9 protein-coding genes are annotated in these 15547 nt (G+C 65.8%); 8 read left to right on the forward strand and 1 reads right to left on the reverse strand.

Annotated features, from left to right (window positions below; all coding sequences use genetic code 11):
- Positions 1 to 59 precede the first annotated feature (59 nt).
- From lipQ to AC5Y5Z_RS14850, 4 genes are all read left to right on the forward strand, one after another.
- Positions 60 to 1319, forward strand: a complete 1260-nt coding sequence (lipQ, locus tag AC5Y5Z_RS14835; protein WP_499925922.1) for an esterase LipQ — start codon at positions 60 to 62, stop codon at positions 1317 to 1319.
- 152 nt (positions 1320 to 1471) lie between these two features.
- A complete protein-coding gene (locus AC5Y5Z_RS14840) occupies positions 1472 to 2926 on the forward strand; it encodes a WS/DGAT/MGAT family O-acyltransferase (RefSeq protein ID WP_499925879.1) in 1455 nt (484 codons plus the stop codon).
- Positions 2923 to 4683, forward strand: a complete 1761-nt coding sequence (locus AC5Y5Z_RS14845) for an HAD-IB family hydrolase (protein WP_499925881.1) — start codon at positions 2923 to 2925, stop codon at positions 4681 to 4683. Before AC5Y5Z_RS14840 ends, AC5Y5Z_RS14845 begins: the two co-directional genes overlap by 4 nt.
- Before the next feature lie 8 nt (positions 4684 to 4691).
- The gene (locus tag AC5Y5Z_RS14850; RefSeq protein ID WP_499925883.1) at positions 4692 to 7103 is read left to right on the forward strand and encodes a glycerol-3-phosphate 1-O-acyltransferase; all 2412 of its coding nucleotides are present in this window, start codon (positions 4692 to 4694) and stop codon (positions 7101 to 7103) included.
- Here the strand turns inward: AC5Y5Z_RS14850 and AC5Y5Z_RS14855 are convergent.
- Positions 7051 to 7791 carry a hypothetical protein gene (locus tag AC5Y5Z_RS14855; RefSeq protein ID WP_499925885.1) on the reverse strand — a complete coding sequence of 247 codons (741 nt, stop codon included), beginning with the start codon at positions 7789 to 7791 and terminating at the stop codon, positions 7051 to 7053. The genes AC5Y5Z_RS14850 and AC5Y5Z_RS14855 overlap by 53 nt on opposite strands.
- 191 nt (positions 7792 to 7982) lie before the next feature.
- Between AC5Y5Z_RS14855 and AC5Y5Z_RS14860 the strand changes: the two genes are divergently transcribed.
- The 4 genes from AC5Y5Z_RS14860 (at position 7983) to AC5Y5Z_RS14875 (ending at position 15542) form a co-directional block, all read left to right on the forward strand.
- Positions 7983 to 8483, forward strand: coding sequence for a single-stranded DNA-binding protein (locus AC5Y5Z_RS14860; protein WP_499925887.1), 501 nt, complete (start codon positions 7983 to 7985; stop codon positions 8481 to 8483).
- A 79-nt stretch (positions 8484 to 8562) separates the two neighbouring features.
- Positions 8563 to 10239: an energy-dependent translational throttle protein EttA gene (ettA, locus tag AC5Y5Z_RS14865; RefSeq protein WP_463824880.1), complete on the forward strand. Its 1677-nt coding sequence runs from the start codon at positions 8563 to 8565 to the stop codon at positions 10237 to 10239.
- Positions 10240 to 10290: 51 nt separating this feature from the next.
- Complete coding sequence (locus AC5Y5Z_RS14870; protein WP_499925889.1) at positions 10291 to 15129, forward strand: NAD-glutamate dehydrogenase; 4839 nt, start codon at positions 10291 to 10293, stop codon at positions 15127 to 15129.
- The gene (locus AC5Y5Z_RS14875; RefSeq protein ID WP_463824878.1) at positions 15126 to 15542 is read left to right on the forward strand and encodes an acyl-CoA thioesterase; all 417 of its coding nucleotides are present in this window, start codon (positions 15126 to 15128) and stop codon (positions 15540 to 15542) included. The genes AC5Y5Z_RS14870 and AC5Y5Z_RS14875 overlap by 4 nt, the downstream gene beginning before the upstream one ends.
- Positions 15543 to 15547 lie beyond the last annotated feature (5 nt).

Consider the following 15547-nt stretch of genomic DNA (forward strand, 5'->3'; position numbering starts at 1 on the left):
GGTAATCGGCCGTTAACCGCAATGAGGCGTGTGCCTGACGTCGAGGGGTGGACTTCGTTATGTGCTTGTCCAGTGTGGCTACGCGGTGCTCGCGGGTCGGTGCTGAGGCGCGACGGCAAGGCGCGCAGCTGGCTGCTGACGCCAAGACGACCTATCGGGCCAGTTCGCTCCTCCTGCGCGGATCACCGTTTGCCGTCGGGTGGGTGGCGGGCTGGGTGGCCACCGAGTTCCCGCCGCACGTCGTCACCGGGCATGCATTGACCCGGATCGCTCCGCCGTCGATCAACCGGGTGGGTGCCAACTGGGCGGCGCAGCGCGCCGGCGAGGCGCTGAACGCCGCGCTCGAGCACGCCTTCGGACCCGAATTCCGCGACCTCGTCTCGCACCCGACCACCAACTGCTCGGTGCTGCCCCGGCGCGGCTTGCTGCCCAAGCCCAAGCCCGGCCCACACCGGCGTTACGCGGCCAAGACCTCCAACATCTCCTACGGTCCGGGCGGCAACGAGCATCTGCTGGACATCTGGCGTCGGCCCGACCTGGCGCCCGGTCACCGCGCCCCGGTGCTGATTCAGGTTCCCGGCGGCGCATGGAGCCTCAACGGCAAGCGTCCGCAGGCCTACACGCTGATGAGCCGGATGGTCGAACTCGGTTGGATCTGCGTGTCGATCAACTACAGCAAGAGCCCGCGCGCCAAGTTCCCCGCCCACATCGTCGACGTCAAACGCGCCATCGCCTGGGTGCGAGAGAACATCGGCGATTACGGCGGCGACTCCGACTTCATTGCGATCACCGGCGGCTCAGCAGGCGGCCACCTGGCCTCGCTGGCCGCGCTGACCCCGAACGACCCCACGTTCCAGCCGGGCTTCGAACGCGCCGACACCACGGTTCAGGCGGTCGCCCCCTATTACGGCGTCTACGACTTCACCGACTTCGACAACATGCACGAAATGATGTTGCCGTTCCTCGAGCAGTTCGTGATGAAGGCCCGCTTCGACAAGCACCCGGAACGCTACGTCGCCGCCTCGCCCATTTCTTACGTGCACAGCGAGGCCCCGCCGTTCTTCGTGCTGCACGGGGATAAGGATGAGCTGGTGCCCAGCGGCCAGGCCCGGGCGTTCTGCGCCGCACTGCGTCAGGCCGGGGCGGAGACGGTGACGTATGCCGAATTGGCGAACGCGCACCACGCATTCGACATCACCCCGACGGTCCGCTCCCGGCTGGCCGCTGATGCCGTCGCCGACTTCCTGGGCGTCGTCTACGGGCGACGGGACAGTGCGTCGCTGGGTTCGCTGGCGCTGGTGGCCAATTCGGCCAGTTGACCGGCATCCGCGCGATACCTGAGCCGATCCTCACCTTTCACCACCGCCGCAACGCGACTAGCGTTGTGTTGGCATTTCGATGGCGGGGTTCAAGCAGGAGGTTCGATCAGCGGTGAGGTGTCGAGTTGCCCGGCTCGCCAAGGGACGTGACCGTGGCTGAGTCCGGCGGGCCCGTCGGGTTGTCGGACGAGTTGGGACCAGTCGACTATCTGATGCACCGGGGCGAGGCGAATCCGCGAACGCGCTCGGGAATCATGGCGCTGGAACTGCTGGATACGACTCCCGACTGGGATCAATTCCGGTCCCGTTTCGAGAATGCGTCCCGAAAAGTGTTGCGGCTGCGGCAGAAAGTCGTGGTGCCGACGCTCCCGACGGCTTCGCCGCGCTGGGTGGTCGATCCCGATTTCAACCTGGATTTCCATGTGCGTCGCATGCGGGTGGCCGAACCCGGCACGCTGCGCGAGGTTCTTGATCTCGCCGAAGTGATGTTGCAGTCGCCGTTGGACATCTCGCGACCGCTGTGGACGGCCACCCTGGTCGAGGGTCTGGCCGATGGCACGGCCGCCACTCTGCTGCACCTGAGTCACGCGGTCACCGACGGGGTGGGCAGCGTGGAGATGTTCGCCGAGATCTACGACTTGGAGCGCGACCCACCGCCCAGGCCGATGCCCCCGCAGCCGGTTCCGGAGGATCTCACCCCCAACGACCTGATGCGCCAAGGCATCAACCACCTGCCCCTCGCCATCGTTGGCGGTGCGCTGGGCGCGCTGACCGGTGCGGTGTCGGCGACCGGACGCGCGGTGCTGGATCCGGTGTCGACGGTGTCGGGTGTCGTCGGCTACGCCGTGTCGGGAGCGCGGGTGCTGAACCGGGCCGCCGAGCCTTCGCCGCTGCTGCGGCGGCGCAGCCTGACCACCCGCACCGAGGCGATCGACATCCGACTCGCCGATCTGCACAAGGCCGCCAAAGCCGCCGGCGGGTCCATCAACGACGCGTACCTCGCCGGCCTGTGCGGTGCGCTGGGGCGTTACCACGAAGCTCTCGGAGTGCCGATCAAAACCCTGCCGATGGCGGTGCCGGTGAACCTGCGGTCCGACGGCGACGCGGCGGGTGGGAACAACTTCACCGGCGTCAACCTGGCGGCGCCGGTCGGCACGGTCGACCCGGTGGCGCGGATCAAGAAGATCCGCGCGCAGATGACCCAGCGCCGCGACGAACCCGCTATGAACATCGTCGGATCCATCGCGCCGGTCCTCAGTGTGCTGCCCACCGCGGTGCTCGAAGGGATCACCGGCTCGGTGATCGGGTCCGACGTGCAGGCCAGCAATGTCCCGGTGTACCCGGGGGACACATTCATCGCCGGGGCAAAAGTGTTGCGGCAGTACGGCATCGGGCCGCTGCCCGGTGTGGCGATGATGGTGGTGCTGATCTCGCGCGGCGGCTGGTGCACCATCACCGTGCGCTACGACCGAGCTTCGGTGCGAAAGGACGAGTTGTTCGCGCAGTGCCTGCTGGACGGATTCGACGAGATCTTGGCGCTCGCCGGTGATCCGCCGCCGCGTGCGGTGGCGGCGTCCTTCGAGTCTGAGCAGGCGGTGTCGTCGTGAGCGCAGCGGACGAAAACGACGCGGGGCGGTCCAAGGACCTGCGGCTGCCCGGTTCGGTCGCCGAGATCATGGCCAGTCCGCCGGGCCCGAAAGTCGGCGCGTTCTTCGACCTGGATGGAACGTTGGTGGCCGGGTTCACCGCCGTCATCCTCACCCAGGAACGGTTACGCCGCCGCGACATGGGGGTTGGTGAGCTGCTCAGCATGGTGCAGGGGGCGCTGAATCACTCGCTGGGCCGCATCGAGTTCGAGGAACTCATCAGCCGGGCGTCCATGGCGCTGGCCGGACGGGTCCTGACCGATCTGGATGAAATCGGGGAACGGCTGTTCAACCAGCGGATCGAATCGCGGATCTACCCCGAGATGCGGGAATTGGTGCGCGCCCACGTGGCCCGCGGGCACACCGTGGTGCTCAGTTCGTCGGCGCTGACCATTCAGGTCAACCCGGTCGCCCGGTTCCTGGGCATCTCCAACACCCTCACCAACAAGTTCGAGACCAACGAGGACGGGATCCTCACCGGTGGTGTGGTGAAGCCGATCCTGTGGGGGCCGGGCAAAGCCGCTGCGGTGCAACGGTTTGCCGCTGAGCACGACATCGACCTGAAGGACAGTTACTTCTACGCCGACGGTGACGAGGACGTCGCCCTGATGTATCTCGTCGGCAACCCGCGCCCGACGAATCCCGAAGGCAAGATGGCCGCCGTCGCCAACCGTCGCGGTTGGCCGATCCTCAAATTCGACAGCCGGGGCGGGGTAGGGCTGCGCCGGCAGATCCGTACCCTGGCCGGGTTCGGTTCGATGTTGCCCATCGCCGCCGGCGCGGTCGGGGTCGGGCTCTTGACCCGCAACCGGCGGCGGGGGGTGAATTTCTTCACGTCCAACTTTTCCCAGACGGTGCTGACTGCCGCTGGAGTGCACCTGAATGTCATCGGCAGGGAGAATCTCACCGCGCAGCGTCCAGCGGTGTTTATCTTCAACCACCGCAACCAAGTTGATCCGATCATCGGTGGCGCGCTGATCCGCGACAACTGGGTTGCCGTGGCCAAGAAAGAACTCGAAAAAGACCCGATCATGGGCACGCTGGGCAAGGTGCTGGAGGGGGTGTTCATCGACCGCGACGACTCGGCCGCAGCCGTGGAGACACTGCACACCGTTGAGGAACGCGCCAAGAACGGACTGTCCATTTTGATGGCGCCGGAAGGTACCCGGCTCGACACCACCGAAGTCGGCCCATTCAAGAAAGGGCCGTTCCGGATCGCGATGACGGTCGGGATACCAATCGTCCCGATCGTGATCCGTAACGCGGAGATCGTCGCATCCCGCAATTCGTCCACCATCAACCCTGGTACGGTCGATGTCGCGGTCTTCCCGCCGATTTCGGTCGATGATTGGACGCTGGACAACCTGCCCGAACGGATTGCCGAAATTCGCCAGCTCTACCTCGACACGCTGTCGAATTGGCCGATCGACGAGCTGCCCGAGCCCGCGCTGTACAAACCGCGGAAACCCGCGAAGAAAGCGCCGCCGAAGAAGGCTGCTGCTAAGAAGGCTGCTGCCAAGAAGGCCCCGGCTAAGAAGGTTGCCGCCAAGAAGGCCCCGGCCAAGACGACGAAAAAGGCTGCCGCGAAGAAGGCGCCCGCCAAAAAGGCGCCGACCAAACTGCCAGCCACCCCGAAGGCAACGCCGAACATCACCCCGCACGAATCAACCGTCGAACCCAAAGATGTTGAGGCGCACCAGCCCAACGCGGATCAGTGAGGACGGCCGTGACGAAGCCGGCCGCCGACACCAGCGCAGACCTGACTGCCGAAGACGCGCTGGTACTCGCGTCGATGGACACAGCGGTCGAGGTGAAGCTGGTCACCGATTGGTTGGGCGCGCAGCGGGACCGCTGCCCGCAGACATCCTTGGATGTGGTGCAGCTGCCGTCGGAGGACGCGCCGCCGGAGGCGTTGACCGCGCTGATCGAGCAGCTCGAGTCGGGGGGCGACCGGTCGATCGTGCCGGTACGGGTCTTCTGGCTGCCGCCCGCCGACCGCGGCAAGGTGGCCAAAGTGGCCGCGCTGCTCCCAGGCCGGGATCCCTATCACCCCAGTCAACGTCAGCAGCGACGCATACTGCGCACCGAGCCGTGGCGCGCACGAGTGGTGGCCGGCGAGTCGGCCAGGGTGTCCGAGCTGCGCCAGCAGTGGCACGAAACAACCGTTGCTGAGAACCCCCGAGAATTCGCGCAGTTCGTCACCCGGCGCGCATTGCTGGCGCTGGCCCGCGCGGAGTACCGGATCCTGGGACCGCAATACAAGTCACCTCGACTGGTCAAGCCGGAAATGTTGGCCTCAGCGCGTTTTCGCGCCGGACTCGATGCGATCCCCGGCGCCACCGTCGAGGAAGCCGGCAAAATGCTCGACGAATTGGCAACGGGATGGAGCCAGGCCTCGGTAGACGTGATCTCGGTCCTCGGCAAGTTGCTCAGCCGCGGCTTCGATCCGGAATTCGACTACGACGAGTATGAAGTCGCGGCCATGCGGACCGCGCTGGAAGCCCATCCCGCGGTGCTGCTGTTCTCGCATCGCTCCTACATCGACGGCGCGGTGGTACCGGTTGCGATGCAGGACAACCGATTGCCCCCGGTCCATATGTTCGGTGGCATCAACCTGTCTTTCGGAGTGATGGGACCGTTGATGCGGCGGTCGGGGACCATCTTCATCCGTCGTAACATCGGCGACAACAAGCTCTACAAGTATGTGCTCAAGGAATACGTGGGTTACATCGTCGAAAAGCGGTTCAACCTCAGCTGGTCCATCGAGGGCACCCGGTCGCGTACCGGAAAGATGTTGCCGCCCAAGCTCGGGCTGATGAGTTATGTCGCCGATGCCTACCTCGACGGTCGCAGTGAAGACATTCTGCTGCAGGGTGTTTCGATCTGTTTCGACCAGTTGCACGAGATCGCCGAATACGCGGCCTACGCCCAAGGTGCGGAGAAGACACCCGAAGGTTTCAGCTGGCTCTACAACTTCATCAAAGCCCAGGGCGAACGCAACTACGGCAAGATCTACGTGCGTTTCCCCGAAGCGGTGTCGATGCGCCAGTATCTCGGCGAACCGCACGGTCCGCTGGCCCACGATGATGCCGCCAAAAGGCTTGCGCTGCAGAAGATGTCATTCGAGGTGGCATGGCGCATTCTGCAGTCCACACCGGTGACGGCGACCGGGCTGGTCTCGGCGTTGCTGCTGACGACTCGCGGTACAGCGCTGACCCTCGATCAGTTGCACCACACATTGCAGGATTCGTTGGACTACCTGGACCGCAAGCAGACGCCGGTGTCCACCAGTGCGCTGCGGTTGCGTTCCCGTGAGGGAGTGCGGGCAGCCGTGGACGCATTGTCCAACGGGCACCCGGTGACTCGCGTCGACAGCGGGCGGGAACCGGTGTGGTACATCGCACCTGAGGACGAGCACGCCGGGGCGTTCTATCGCAACTCGGTGATTCACGCATTCTTGGAGACATCGATCGTCGAACTGGCGCTGGCGCACGCCCGGCACGCTGAGGGCGACCGGGTCGAGGCGTTCTGGGCGCAGGCGATGCGGCTGCGGGATCTGCTGAAATTCGACTTCTACTTCGCCGACTCGGCGTCCTTCCGCGCCAACATCGCCGAAGAGATTGCCTGGCACCAAGATTGGGAAGCGCACGTGGCGGCCGGTGGCGAGCAGATCGAGAAGATTCTGTACGCCAAGCGCCCGTTGATGTCCGAAGCGATGTTGCGGGTGTTCTTCGAGGCCTACGAGATTGTCGCCGATGTGCTGCGCGATGCCCCGGCAGACATCGGCCGGGAGGAACTGACCGACCTGGCGCTTGGCGTGGGCCGGCAGTACGTCGCACAGGGACGGGTTCGCAGCAGCGAGTCGGTGTCGACGCTATTGTTCGACACCGCCCGACAGGTGGCCGCCGACCAGGATCTGATCGCGCGGGGTCCGGACCTTGCTGAGCGCCGCGAGACGTTCCGGCGCGAGCTGCGAAATATTTTGCGGGACTTCACCTACGTGGGGCAGATCGCGCGCAACCGGTTCGCCGAGCGGGAGTTTCAGGCGCGCCAACAACGCATCGCAAAACACCGGGAGGTTGGTGTCACCGGCGCGGCCAAACTTGCTGGGGCGGATCCGTCGTCCCTGTCGGATTGAGGGCGTCGCTGTCCGCGGTGATGCCGACGCTCACGCTGACGCGTGCCGTTTCCAGACCGGGGGCGGCCACGATTTCCTCAACACAGGCCGCCGAGGCGCCCAGATAGGTGCTGTCCAGGTCGATTTCGGTAATCACACACCAGGCCTGGTCATCGGGCCACCACAGGTTGGGGGAGAGGTGCCGAAAACCCGGCGCTGCCACCGACTGCGCGGCGGCGGTGATCGGACCGCAGGCAAGGTGATAGTTGCGGGCGGGTAACTCGAAGGTCGGCCGACCGTGAAACGCCCGGTCAAGGTCACTGCGACCGTGCCATACCGCGAACCAGCACTTGTCGGCCGTCGTCGTGTGCCGCGCCAGGATCCGCGACAGCGGCCCGGCGATCTCAGGCCGCAGGGTCCCCACCGCCGGTGCTTCCTCGAACACGCCGGGTTGCGACGCGCGATAGGCGGGGTCGTAACGCGACGCGTAACCGGTCAGCGCGGTGAACTGCATCCGGGGGTGGGCAACCTTGTTGTTGGCGTGCGCGACCTCCGCCCAGCGCAGCTGTTGCGAGCCGTCAAATGCTGGGTGGAACACCCGGGCGAAGGCCGCGAAGGTAGCCGGCAGCAGCGACCCCACGTTGTGGGCGAAGCTTCGGACGCTCTCGGTTAGCCAGCGTGCTGGCCACATGTCATCAACGACGTTCATTGCCCCCACCGCCGCCACGTCGTCCACGGTAATCGCGCCGCATCGACCTATCCACAGTCGCGGGGTTTTCCACAGGCTGCCACCCTCGCAGCGATCACCGGCTCGGGGTGTCGGTGACTCGGCGCTCAATGGGTTCCAGACAAGCACGCGACCGGGGAAGGACCCCCGGCGAATCGGAAGGAATCAGCGCAATGTTCGAAACATCCCTCACCGTCGTCGGTCACATCGTCAACGACCTGCAGCGCCGTAAGGTCGGCGAGCAGGACCTGATCAAGTTCCGGGTAGCCAGCAACTCGCGGCGGCGCACCAGTGACGGTGGGTGGGAGTCGGGCAACTCCCTGTTCATCACCGTCAACTGCTGGGGCCGGCTGGTCGCGGGTGTGGGCGCCACCCTCGGTAAGGGCTCTCCGGTGATCGTCGTGGGCCACGTCTACACCAGCGAATATGACGATAAGGACGGCAACCGTCGCTCCTCGGTCGAGATGCGCGCGACGGCGGTGGGACCGGACCTGTCCCGGTTGCGGGTCGAGACCCCGGGCCGCACCGGGGAGGACGCCGCGACCACCGCGGCAACCGGCCTACCGGACGCCGCCGCAACCGACGGCGAACTCGTCGGGACGGATGAATCCGCTCTGGATCTGACCGTCGGTGCCGATGCGGCGGGACGCCGGGCGCTGCCACTGTCGGCCTAGCGGACCGCGGTGGTGCATAGGATGGTCCGCGGATATTTCACAGCGAGCTTCTTGAAGACCAGAAAGGCAACACCGCGGCATGGCTGAGTTCATCTACACGATGAAGAAGGTCCGCAAGGCGCACGGCGACAAGGTGATCCTCGACGACGTCACGTTGAGCTTCTATCCCGGCGCCAAGATCGGCGTCGTCGGCCCCAACGGGGCCGGAAAGTCGAGCGTCTTGCGGATCATGGCCGGGTTGGACAAGCCGAACAACGGTGACGCCTTCCTGGCCAACAACGCAACGGTGGGCATCCTGTTGCAGGAACCACCGCTCAACGAGGAGAAAACCGTTCGGGGCAATGTCGAAGAGGGCCTGGGTGAGATCAAGGTCAAGCTCGACCGCTTCAACGAGGTGGCCGAGCTGATGGCCACCGACTACACCGATGAGCTGATGGAGGAGATGGGCCGGCTGCAGGAGGACTTGGATCACGCCGACGCGTGGGACCTGGATTCTCAGTTGGAGCAGGCTATGGACGCGTTGCGCTGCCCGCCACCGGACGAACCGGTCACCAACCTCTCCGGCGGTGAACGGCGCCGCGTCGCACTGTGCAAGCTGCTGCTATCCAAACCGGATCTGCTGCTGCTCGACGAACCGACCAACCACCTGGACGCCGAAAGCGTGCAGTGGCTCGAACAGCACCTGGCCAGCTATGCGGGGGCGATCCTGGCGGTCACCCACGACCGCTACTTCCTCGACAATGTCGCGGAATGGATTTTGGAGCTCGACCGCGGCCGCGCCTACCCCTACGAAGGCAACTATTCGACCTATCTGGAGAAGAAGGCCGAGCGGATCGCAGTGCAGGGGCGCAAAGACGCCAAGCTGCAAAAACGGCTGCAAGAGGAACTGGCCTGGGTCCGATCCGGCGCTAAAGCGCGTCAGGCCAAGAGCAAGGCCCGACTGCAGCGCTACGAGGAGATGGCTGCCGAGGCGGAGAAGACCCGCAAGCTCGACTTCGAGGAGATCCAGATCCCCGTCGGACCCCGCCTGGGCTCGGTGGTGGTCGAGGTCGACCACCTCGACAAGGGCTTCGAAGGCCGCACTTTGATCAAGGACCTGTCCTTCACGCTGCCCCGGAACGGCATCGTCGGTGTCATCGGACCCAACGGGGTCGGTAAGACGACGCTGTTCAAGACGATCGTCGGGCTCGAGGAGCCGGACAGCGGCACGGTGAAGGTCGGCGACACCGTCAAGCTGAGCTACGTCGACCAGAGCCGGGCCGGCATCGATCCCAAGAAGACGGTGTGGCAAACCGTCTCCGACGGCCTGGACTACATCGAAGTAGGCCAGACCGAGGTACCGTCGCGGGCCTACGTGTCGGCGTTCGGGTTCAAAGGTCCCGACCAGCAAAAACCCGCAGGCGTGCTGTCCGGCGGGGAACGCAACCGGCTGAACCTCGCGCTGACCCTCAAACAGGGCGGCAATCTGATCCTGCTCGACGAACCGACCAACGACCTGGACGTCGAAACGCTGAGCTCACTGGAAAATGCGCTGGTGAACTTCCCCGGCTGCGCAGTGGTGATTTCCCACGACCGCTGGTTCCTCGACCGCACCTGCACCCACATCCTGGCGTGGGAGGGCGACAACGACAACGAGGCCAAATGGTTCTGGTTCGAGGGCAACTTCGGCGCCTACGAGGAGAACAAGGTCGAACGCCTCGGTGCCGATGCGGCGCGTCCGCACAGAGTGACCCATCGCAGGCTTACACGGGACTAGTGTCAGCTCTGCCAACCCAGTTGGGTCCGTCACGAGTGGGGAGCAATCGGAATGACGATCGATCCCGGAGCCAAGGAGGACGTCGCGGCGTGGACCTCGTTCACGCAGGACGCAGACATCCCTGACTGGATAGTCAAGGCCTACACCGACAGCTACCGGGGATCGCAGGAAGACGGATCTCAACCCGGGTCGGCGCCCGCGCTGTCGGTGACACCGGCACTGCTGGCTGCCCATTACCGGCTCGGTCGTCTCCGCCCGCCGGGAGAAAGCCGGGTCGCCGTCTACCCCGTGGATGACTCGGGCGGCTTCGGTCCGGCGCTGCAGGTGGTCACCGAGCACGGCAGCATGCTGATGGACTCGGTGACGGTGCTGCTGCACCGGCTGGGCGTGTTCTACACGGCGATCATGACCCCGGTGTTCGAGGTGCAGCGCAGCCCGACCGGAGAACTGCTCGGTATCCAGGCGAAGTCGCAGGACAAATCGCCCTACGTCGGCGAGGCCTGGATCCACGTGCAACTCTCGTCGTCCGTCGACCGCAAAGCTCTCGCCGAGGTGGAACGGCTGCTGCCGAAGGTGCTCGCCGATGTGCAGCGGGTCGCCACCGATGCGACGGCGATGATCGCGACGCTGAGCGAGCTGGCCACGACCGTCGACGAGGACCCCGAAGGGCACTATGCGGCGCCCGACCGCCACGAGGTCGCCGAATTGCTGCGCTGGCTGGACGACGGCAACTTCCTGCTGTTGGGCTACCAGCCGTGCCGGGTGCAGGACGGTCTGGTCATCGGCGACGGCTCCAGCGGGTTGGGCGTGTTGCGCGCCCGCAGCGGCACCCGGCCGCGCCTCACCGACGACGACAAGCTGCTCGTGCTGGCGCAGGCTTCGGTCGGCAGCTACCTGCGGTACGGCGCCTACCCGTACGCGATCGCCATCCGCGAAAACGTCGACGACGGCGTGATCGAGCACCGCTTCGTCGGGTTGTTCACGGTGGCCGCCATGAACGCCGACGTCCTGGAGATCCCGATGATCTCGCATCGGGTCCGCGACGCGCTCACCCTGGCCGGCAGCGACCCGAGCCACCCGGGCCAGTTGCTGCTCGACGTCATCCAGACCGTTCCGCGGCCCGAGTTGTTCACCCTGAGCGCCCACCGGTTGCTCACCATGGCCAAAGCCGTCGTCGACATGGGGTCGCAACGGCGTGCCCTGCTGTTCCTGCGCGCGGACCGGCTACAGTTCTTCGTCTCGTGCCTGGTCTACGTGCCGCGCGACCGCTACACCACGCCGGTGCGGCTGCAGATCGAGGACATCCTGGTCCGCGAATTCGGCGGTACCCGACTGGAATTCACCGCCCGGGTCAGTGAATCGCCCTGGGCGCTCATGCATTTCATGGTGCGGCTGCCACAGGGTGACGCCGACGGCGGTCTCGCGCCGGTCGACGTCTCCGAAGCCAACCGCACCCGAATCCAGGCGCTGCTCAGCGAGGCCGCCCGAACCTGGTCGGACCGTCTGATCGCTGCGGCGGCCGCGCTGCCGGAGAGCGCCGTCGAATCCGCCGATGCCGAGCATTACGCCGCGGCCTTCTCTGAAGCCTACAAGCAGGCCGTCACCCCGGCCCAGGCCATCGACGACATCGCGGTCATCAACGAACTGGCCGATGACACAGTCAAGTTGGTCTTCGCCGACGGCGACGAACAGGGACTGGCCCAACTGACCTGGTTCCTGGGCGGGCGCAGCGCCTCGCTGAGTCAATTGCTGCCGATGTTGCAGAGCATGGGTGTGGTGGTGCTCGAAGAACGGCCGTTCACCGTGACCCGGCGCGACGGGCTGCCGGTGTGGATCTATCAGTTCAAGATCTCGCCGCACCCCACCATCCGGCCGGCTTCCAGTGCGGCCGAGCGCGAAGCGACCGCCCGACGGTTCGCCGACGCGGTCACCGCAATCTGGCACGGGCGCGTTGAGATCGACCGGTTCAACGAACTGGTCATGCGTGCCGGACTGACCTGGCAGCAGGTTGTACTGCTGCGCGCCTACGCCAAGTACCTGCGGCAGGCGAACTTTCCCTACAGCCAGTCCTACATCGAATCGGTCCTGAACGAACACGCTTCTACCGCAACGTCTCTGGTGGCGTTGTTCGAGGCGCTCTTCGACCCGTCGCCGGCATCGCCGTCGGGCCGGGACGCACAGACCGCGGCCGCCGCCGTCGCCGCGGACATCGACGCACTGGTGAGCCTGGACACCGACCGCATCCTGCGCGCGTTCGCCTCGCTGGTGCAGGCCACGCTGCGCACCAATTACTTTGTGAAGCGCGAAGGTTCGGCGCGCAGCCGGAACGTGTTGGCGCTCAAGCTCGATGCTCAGCTGCTCGACGAACTCCCGCTGCCGCGACCGAAATACGAGATCTTCGTCTACTCGCCCCGTGTCGAAGGCGTGCATCTGCGGTTCGGCCCGGTCGCGCGCGGCGGGCTGCGCTGGTCGGACCGTCGCGACGACTTCCGCACCGAGATCCTCGGCCTGGTCAAGGCACAAGCAGTGAAAAACGCCGTCATCGTGCCGGTCGGGGCGAAAGGCGGGTTCGTGCTCAAGCGGGCACCGCTGCCCACCGGGGACGCCGCCGCCGACCGCGACGCCACCCGCGCCGAGGGTGTGGCCTGCTACCAGCTGTTCATCTCCGGGCTGCTCGACGTCACCGACAACGTGGACCAGCTGACCGGTGCGGTGAACCCGCCGGCCGAAGTGGTCCGCCGCGACGGCGACGACGCCTACCTCGTGGTGGCCGCCGACAAGGGCACCGCCACCTTCTCCGACATCGCCAACGACGTCGCCAAGTCCTACGGATTCTGGCTCGGTGACGCGTTCGCCTCGGGCGGATCGGTCGGCTACGACCACAAGGCGATGGGCATCACCGCCCGCGGCGCCTGGGAAGCCGTCAAGCGCCACTTCCGGGAAATCGGGGTAGACACCCAGACCCAGGACTTCACCGTCGTCGGGGTCGGCGACATGAGTGGCGATGTGTTCGGCAACGGCATGCTGCTGAGCAAGCACATCAGGCTGATCGCCGCCTTCGATCACCGGCACGTGTTCTTGGACCCCGACCCCGACGCCGCGACGTCGTGGGCCGAGCGTGCCAGGATGTTCGACCTGCCCCGGTCCAGCTGGGAGGACTACGACGTCTCGCTGATCAGCGAGGGCGGCGGCGTGTACAGCCGCGATCAGAAGGCGATCCCGGTCAGCGCCCAGGTGCGCGCGGCGCTCGGCATCGAGGGCGAGGTCGCCGAGATGTCGCCCCCCAATTTGATCCGGGCGATTCTGCAGGCGCCGGTCGACCTGCTGTTCAACGGCGGCATCGGCACCTACATCAAGGCCGAATCGGAATCCGACGCCGACGTCGGTGACCGCGCCAACGACCCGGTGCGCGTCAATGCCAACCAGGTGCGCGCCAAGGTGGTCGGCGAGGGTGGCAACCTCGGGGTGACGGCGTTGGGCCGCGTCGAGTTCGACCTCTCGGGTGGTCGCATCAACACCGATGCGATGGACAACTCCGCCGGCGTCGACTGCTCCGACCATGAGGTCAATATCAAGATCTTGATCGACTCGCTGGTCACCGCGGGCAAGGTCAAACCCGAGGAGCGCACCGCGCTGCTGGAATCGATGACCGACGAGGTCGCCCGCCTGGTTCTCACCGACAACGAGGACCAGAACGATCTGATGGGCACCAGCAGGGCCAACGCGGCCAGCCTGTTGCCGGTGCACGCCGACCAGATCAAGTACTTGGTAGCCGAACGCGGTGTGAACCGGGAACTGGAAGCGCTGCCGTCGGAGAAAGAGATCCTACGGCGCGCGGAGGCCCACATCGGTCTGACCTCGCCCGAACTCGCGACGTTGATGGCGCACGTCAAGCTCGCGCTCAAGGAGCAGGTGCTGAAAACCGAGCTGCCGGACCAGGATGTGTTCGCCTCGCGGCTGCCGCAGTACTTCCCGAAGCCGCTGCGGGACCGGTTCACTCCGGAAATCCGCACGCATCAACTGCGCCGCGAGATCGTGACCACGATGCTGATCAACGACCTGGTGGACACCGCGGGCATCACGTATGCGTTCCGGATCACCGAGGACGTGGGCGTCGGTCCGCTCGACGCGGTGCGCACCTACGCAGCCACTGACGCCATCTTCGGCGTGGGCCACGTGTGGCGGCGGATCCGCGCGGCCAACCTGCCCGTCGCACTGTCCGACCGCCTCACCCTGGACACCCGGCGGCTTATCGACCGGGCCGGACGTTGGTTGCTCAACTACCGGCCGCAGCCGCTGGCCGTCGGGGCCGAGATCAACCGTTTCGCCGCCAAGGTGAAGGCGTTGACTCCGCGCATGTCGGAGTGGTTGCGCGGCGACGACAAGGCCATCGTCGAGAAGGAAGCGGCGGAATTCACCGAGCTCGGCGCACCACCGGACCTGGCCTACCGGGTCGCGGTCGGCCTGTACCGCTACAGCCTGCTCGACATCATCGACATCGCCGATATCACCGAGATCGAGACCGCCGACGTCGCCGACACCTATTTCGCATTGATGGACCACCTGGGCACCGACTCACTGCTGACCGCGGTTTCCGAGCTGGAGCGCAACGATCGCTGGCACTCCTTGGCGCGCTTGGCGATTCGCGACGACATCTACGCCTCGTTGCGGTCGCTGTGTTTCGACGTGCTGGCAGTGGGGGAGCCCGGGGAGAGCGGTGAAGAGAAGATCGCCGAGTGGGAGCACATCAGCGCCTCGCGGGTGGATCGGGCGCGGCGGACGCTCGACGAGATTCAGCAGAGCGGTGCCAAGGATCTGGCGACGCTGTCGGTGGCGGCCCGTCAGATCCGGCGCATGACACGGACCAGCGGACGGGGATCGTCAGGGTGAGCATCGGATACGTCGCGCCGGTACCGGTGCGGTGGTCGGACATCGACATGTACCAGCATGTCAACCACGCCACCATGGTCACGATTCTCGAAGAGTCGCGGGTGCCGTTCCTGCGTGAGCCGTTCGGCGCCGACATCACCACCATCGGTCTGCTGATCGCTGACGTGCGGGTTACCTACAAAGATCAATTGCGGCTGGTGGATTCGCCGCTGCAGGTCACCATCTGGACCAAGCGGCTGCGCGCGGTGGACTTCACCCTGGGCTACGAGGTTCGTTCGGTCAATGCCGACCCGGAATCCAAACCCGCCGTGATCGCCGAGTCGCAACTCGCCGCAGTGCACATCGAGGAGCAGCGCCTGGTGCGCCTGACACCTCACCATCGGGAGTATCTGCAGCGGTGGCTCAGGGACTAGAAGGC

The sequence above is a fragment of the Mycobacterium sp. NGS29 genome (assembly GCF_059812965.1).

What these genes read in the sequence shown, in the direction of transcription:
- lipQ (WP_499925922.1), top strand. Translation starts at nt 60, where the DNA reads ATGTGCTTGTCCAGTGTGGCTACGCGGTGCTCGCGGGTCGGTGCTGAG.
- AC5Y5Z_RS14855 (WP_499925885.1), bottom strand. Translation starts at nt 7,791, where the DNA reads ATGAACGTCGTTGATGACATGTGGCCAGCACGCTGGCTAACCGAGAGC.
- AC5Y5Z_RS14860 (WP_499925887.1), top strand. Translation starts at nt 7,983, where the DNA reads ATGTTCGAAACATCCCTCACCGTCGTCGGTCACATCGTCAACGACCTG.
- ettA (WP_463824880.1), top strand. Translation starts at nt 8,563, where the DNA reads ATGGCTGAGTTCATCTACACGATGAAGAAGGTCCGCAAGGCGCACGGC.
- AC5Y5Z_RS14870 (WP_499925889.1), top strand. Translation starts at nt 10,291, where the DNA reads ATGACGATCGATCCCGGAGCCAAGGAGGACGTCGCGGCGTGGACCTCG.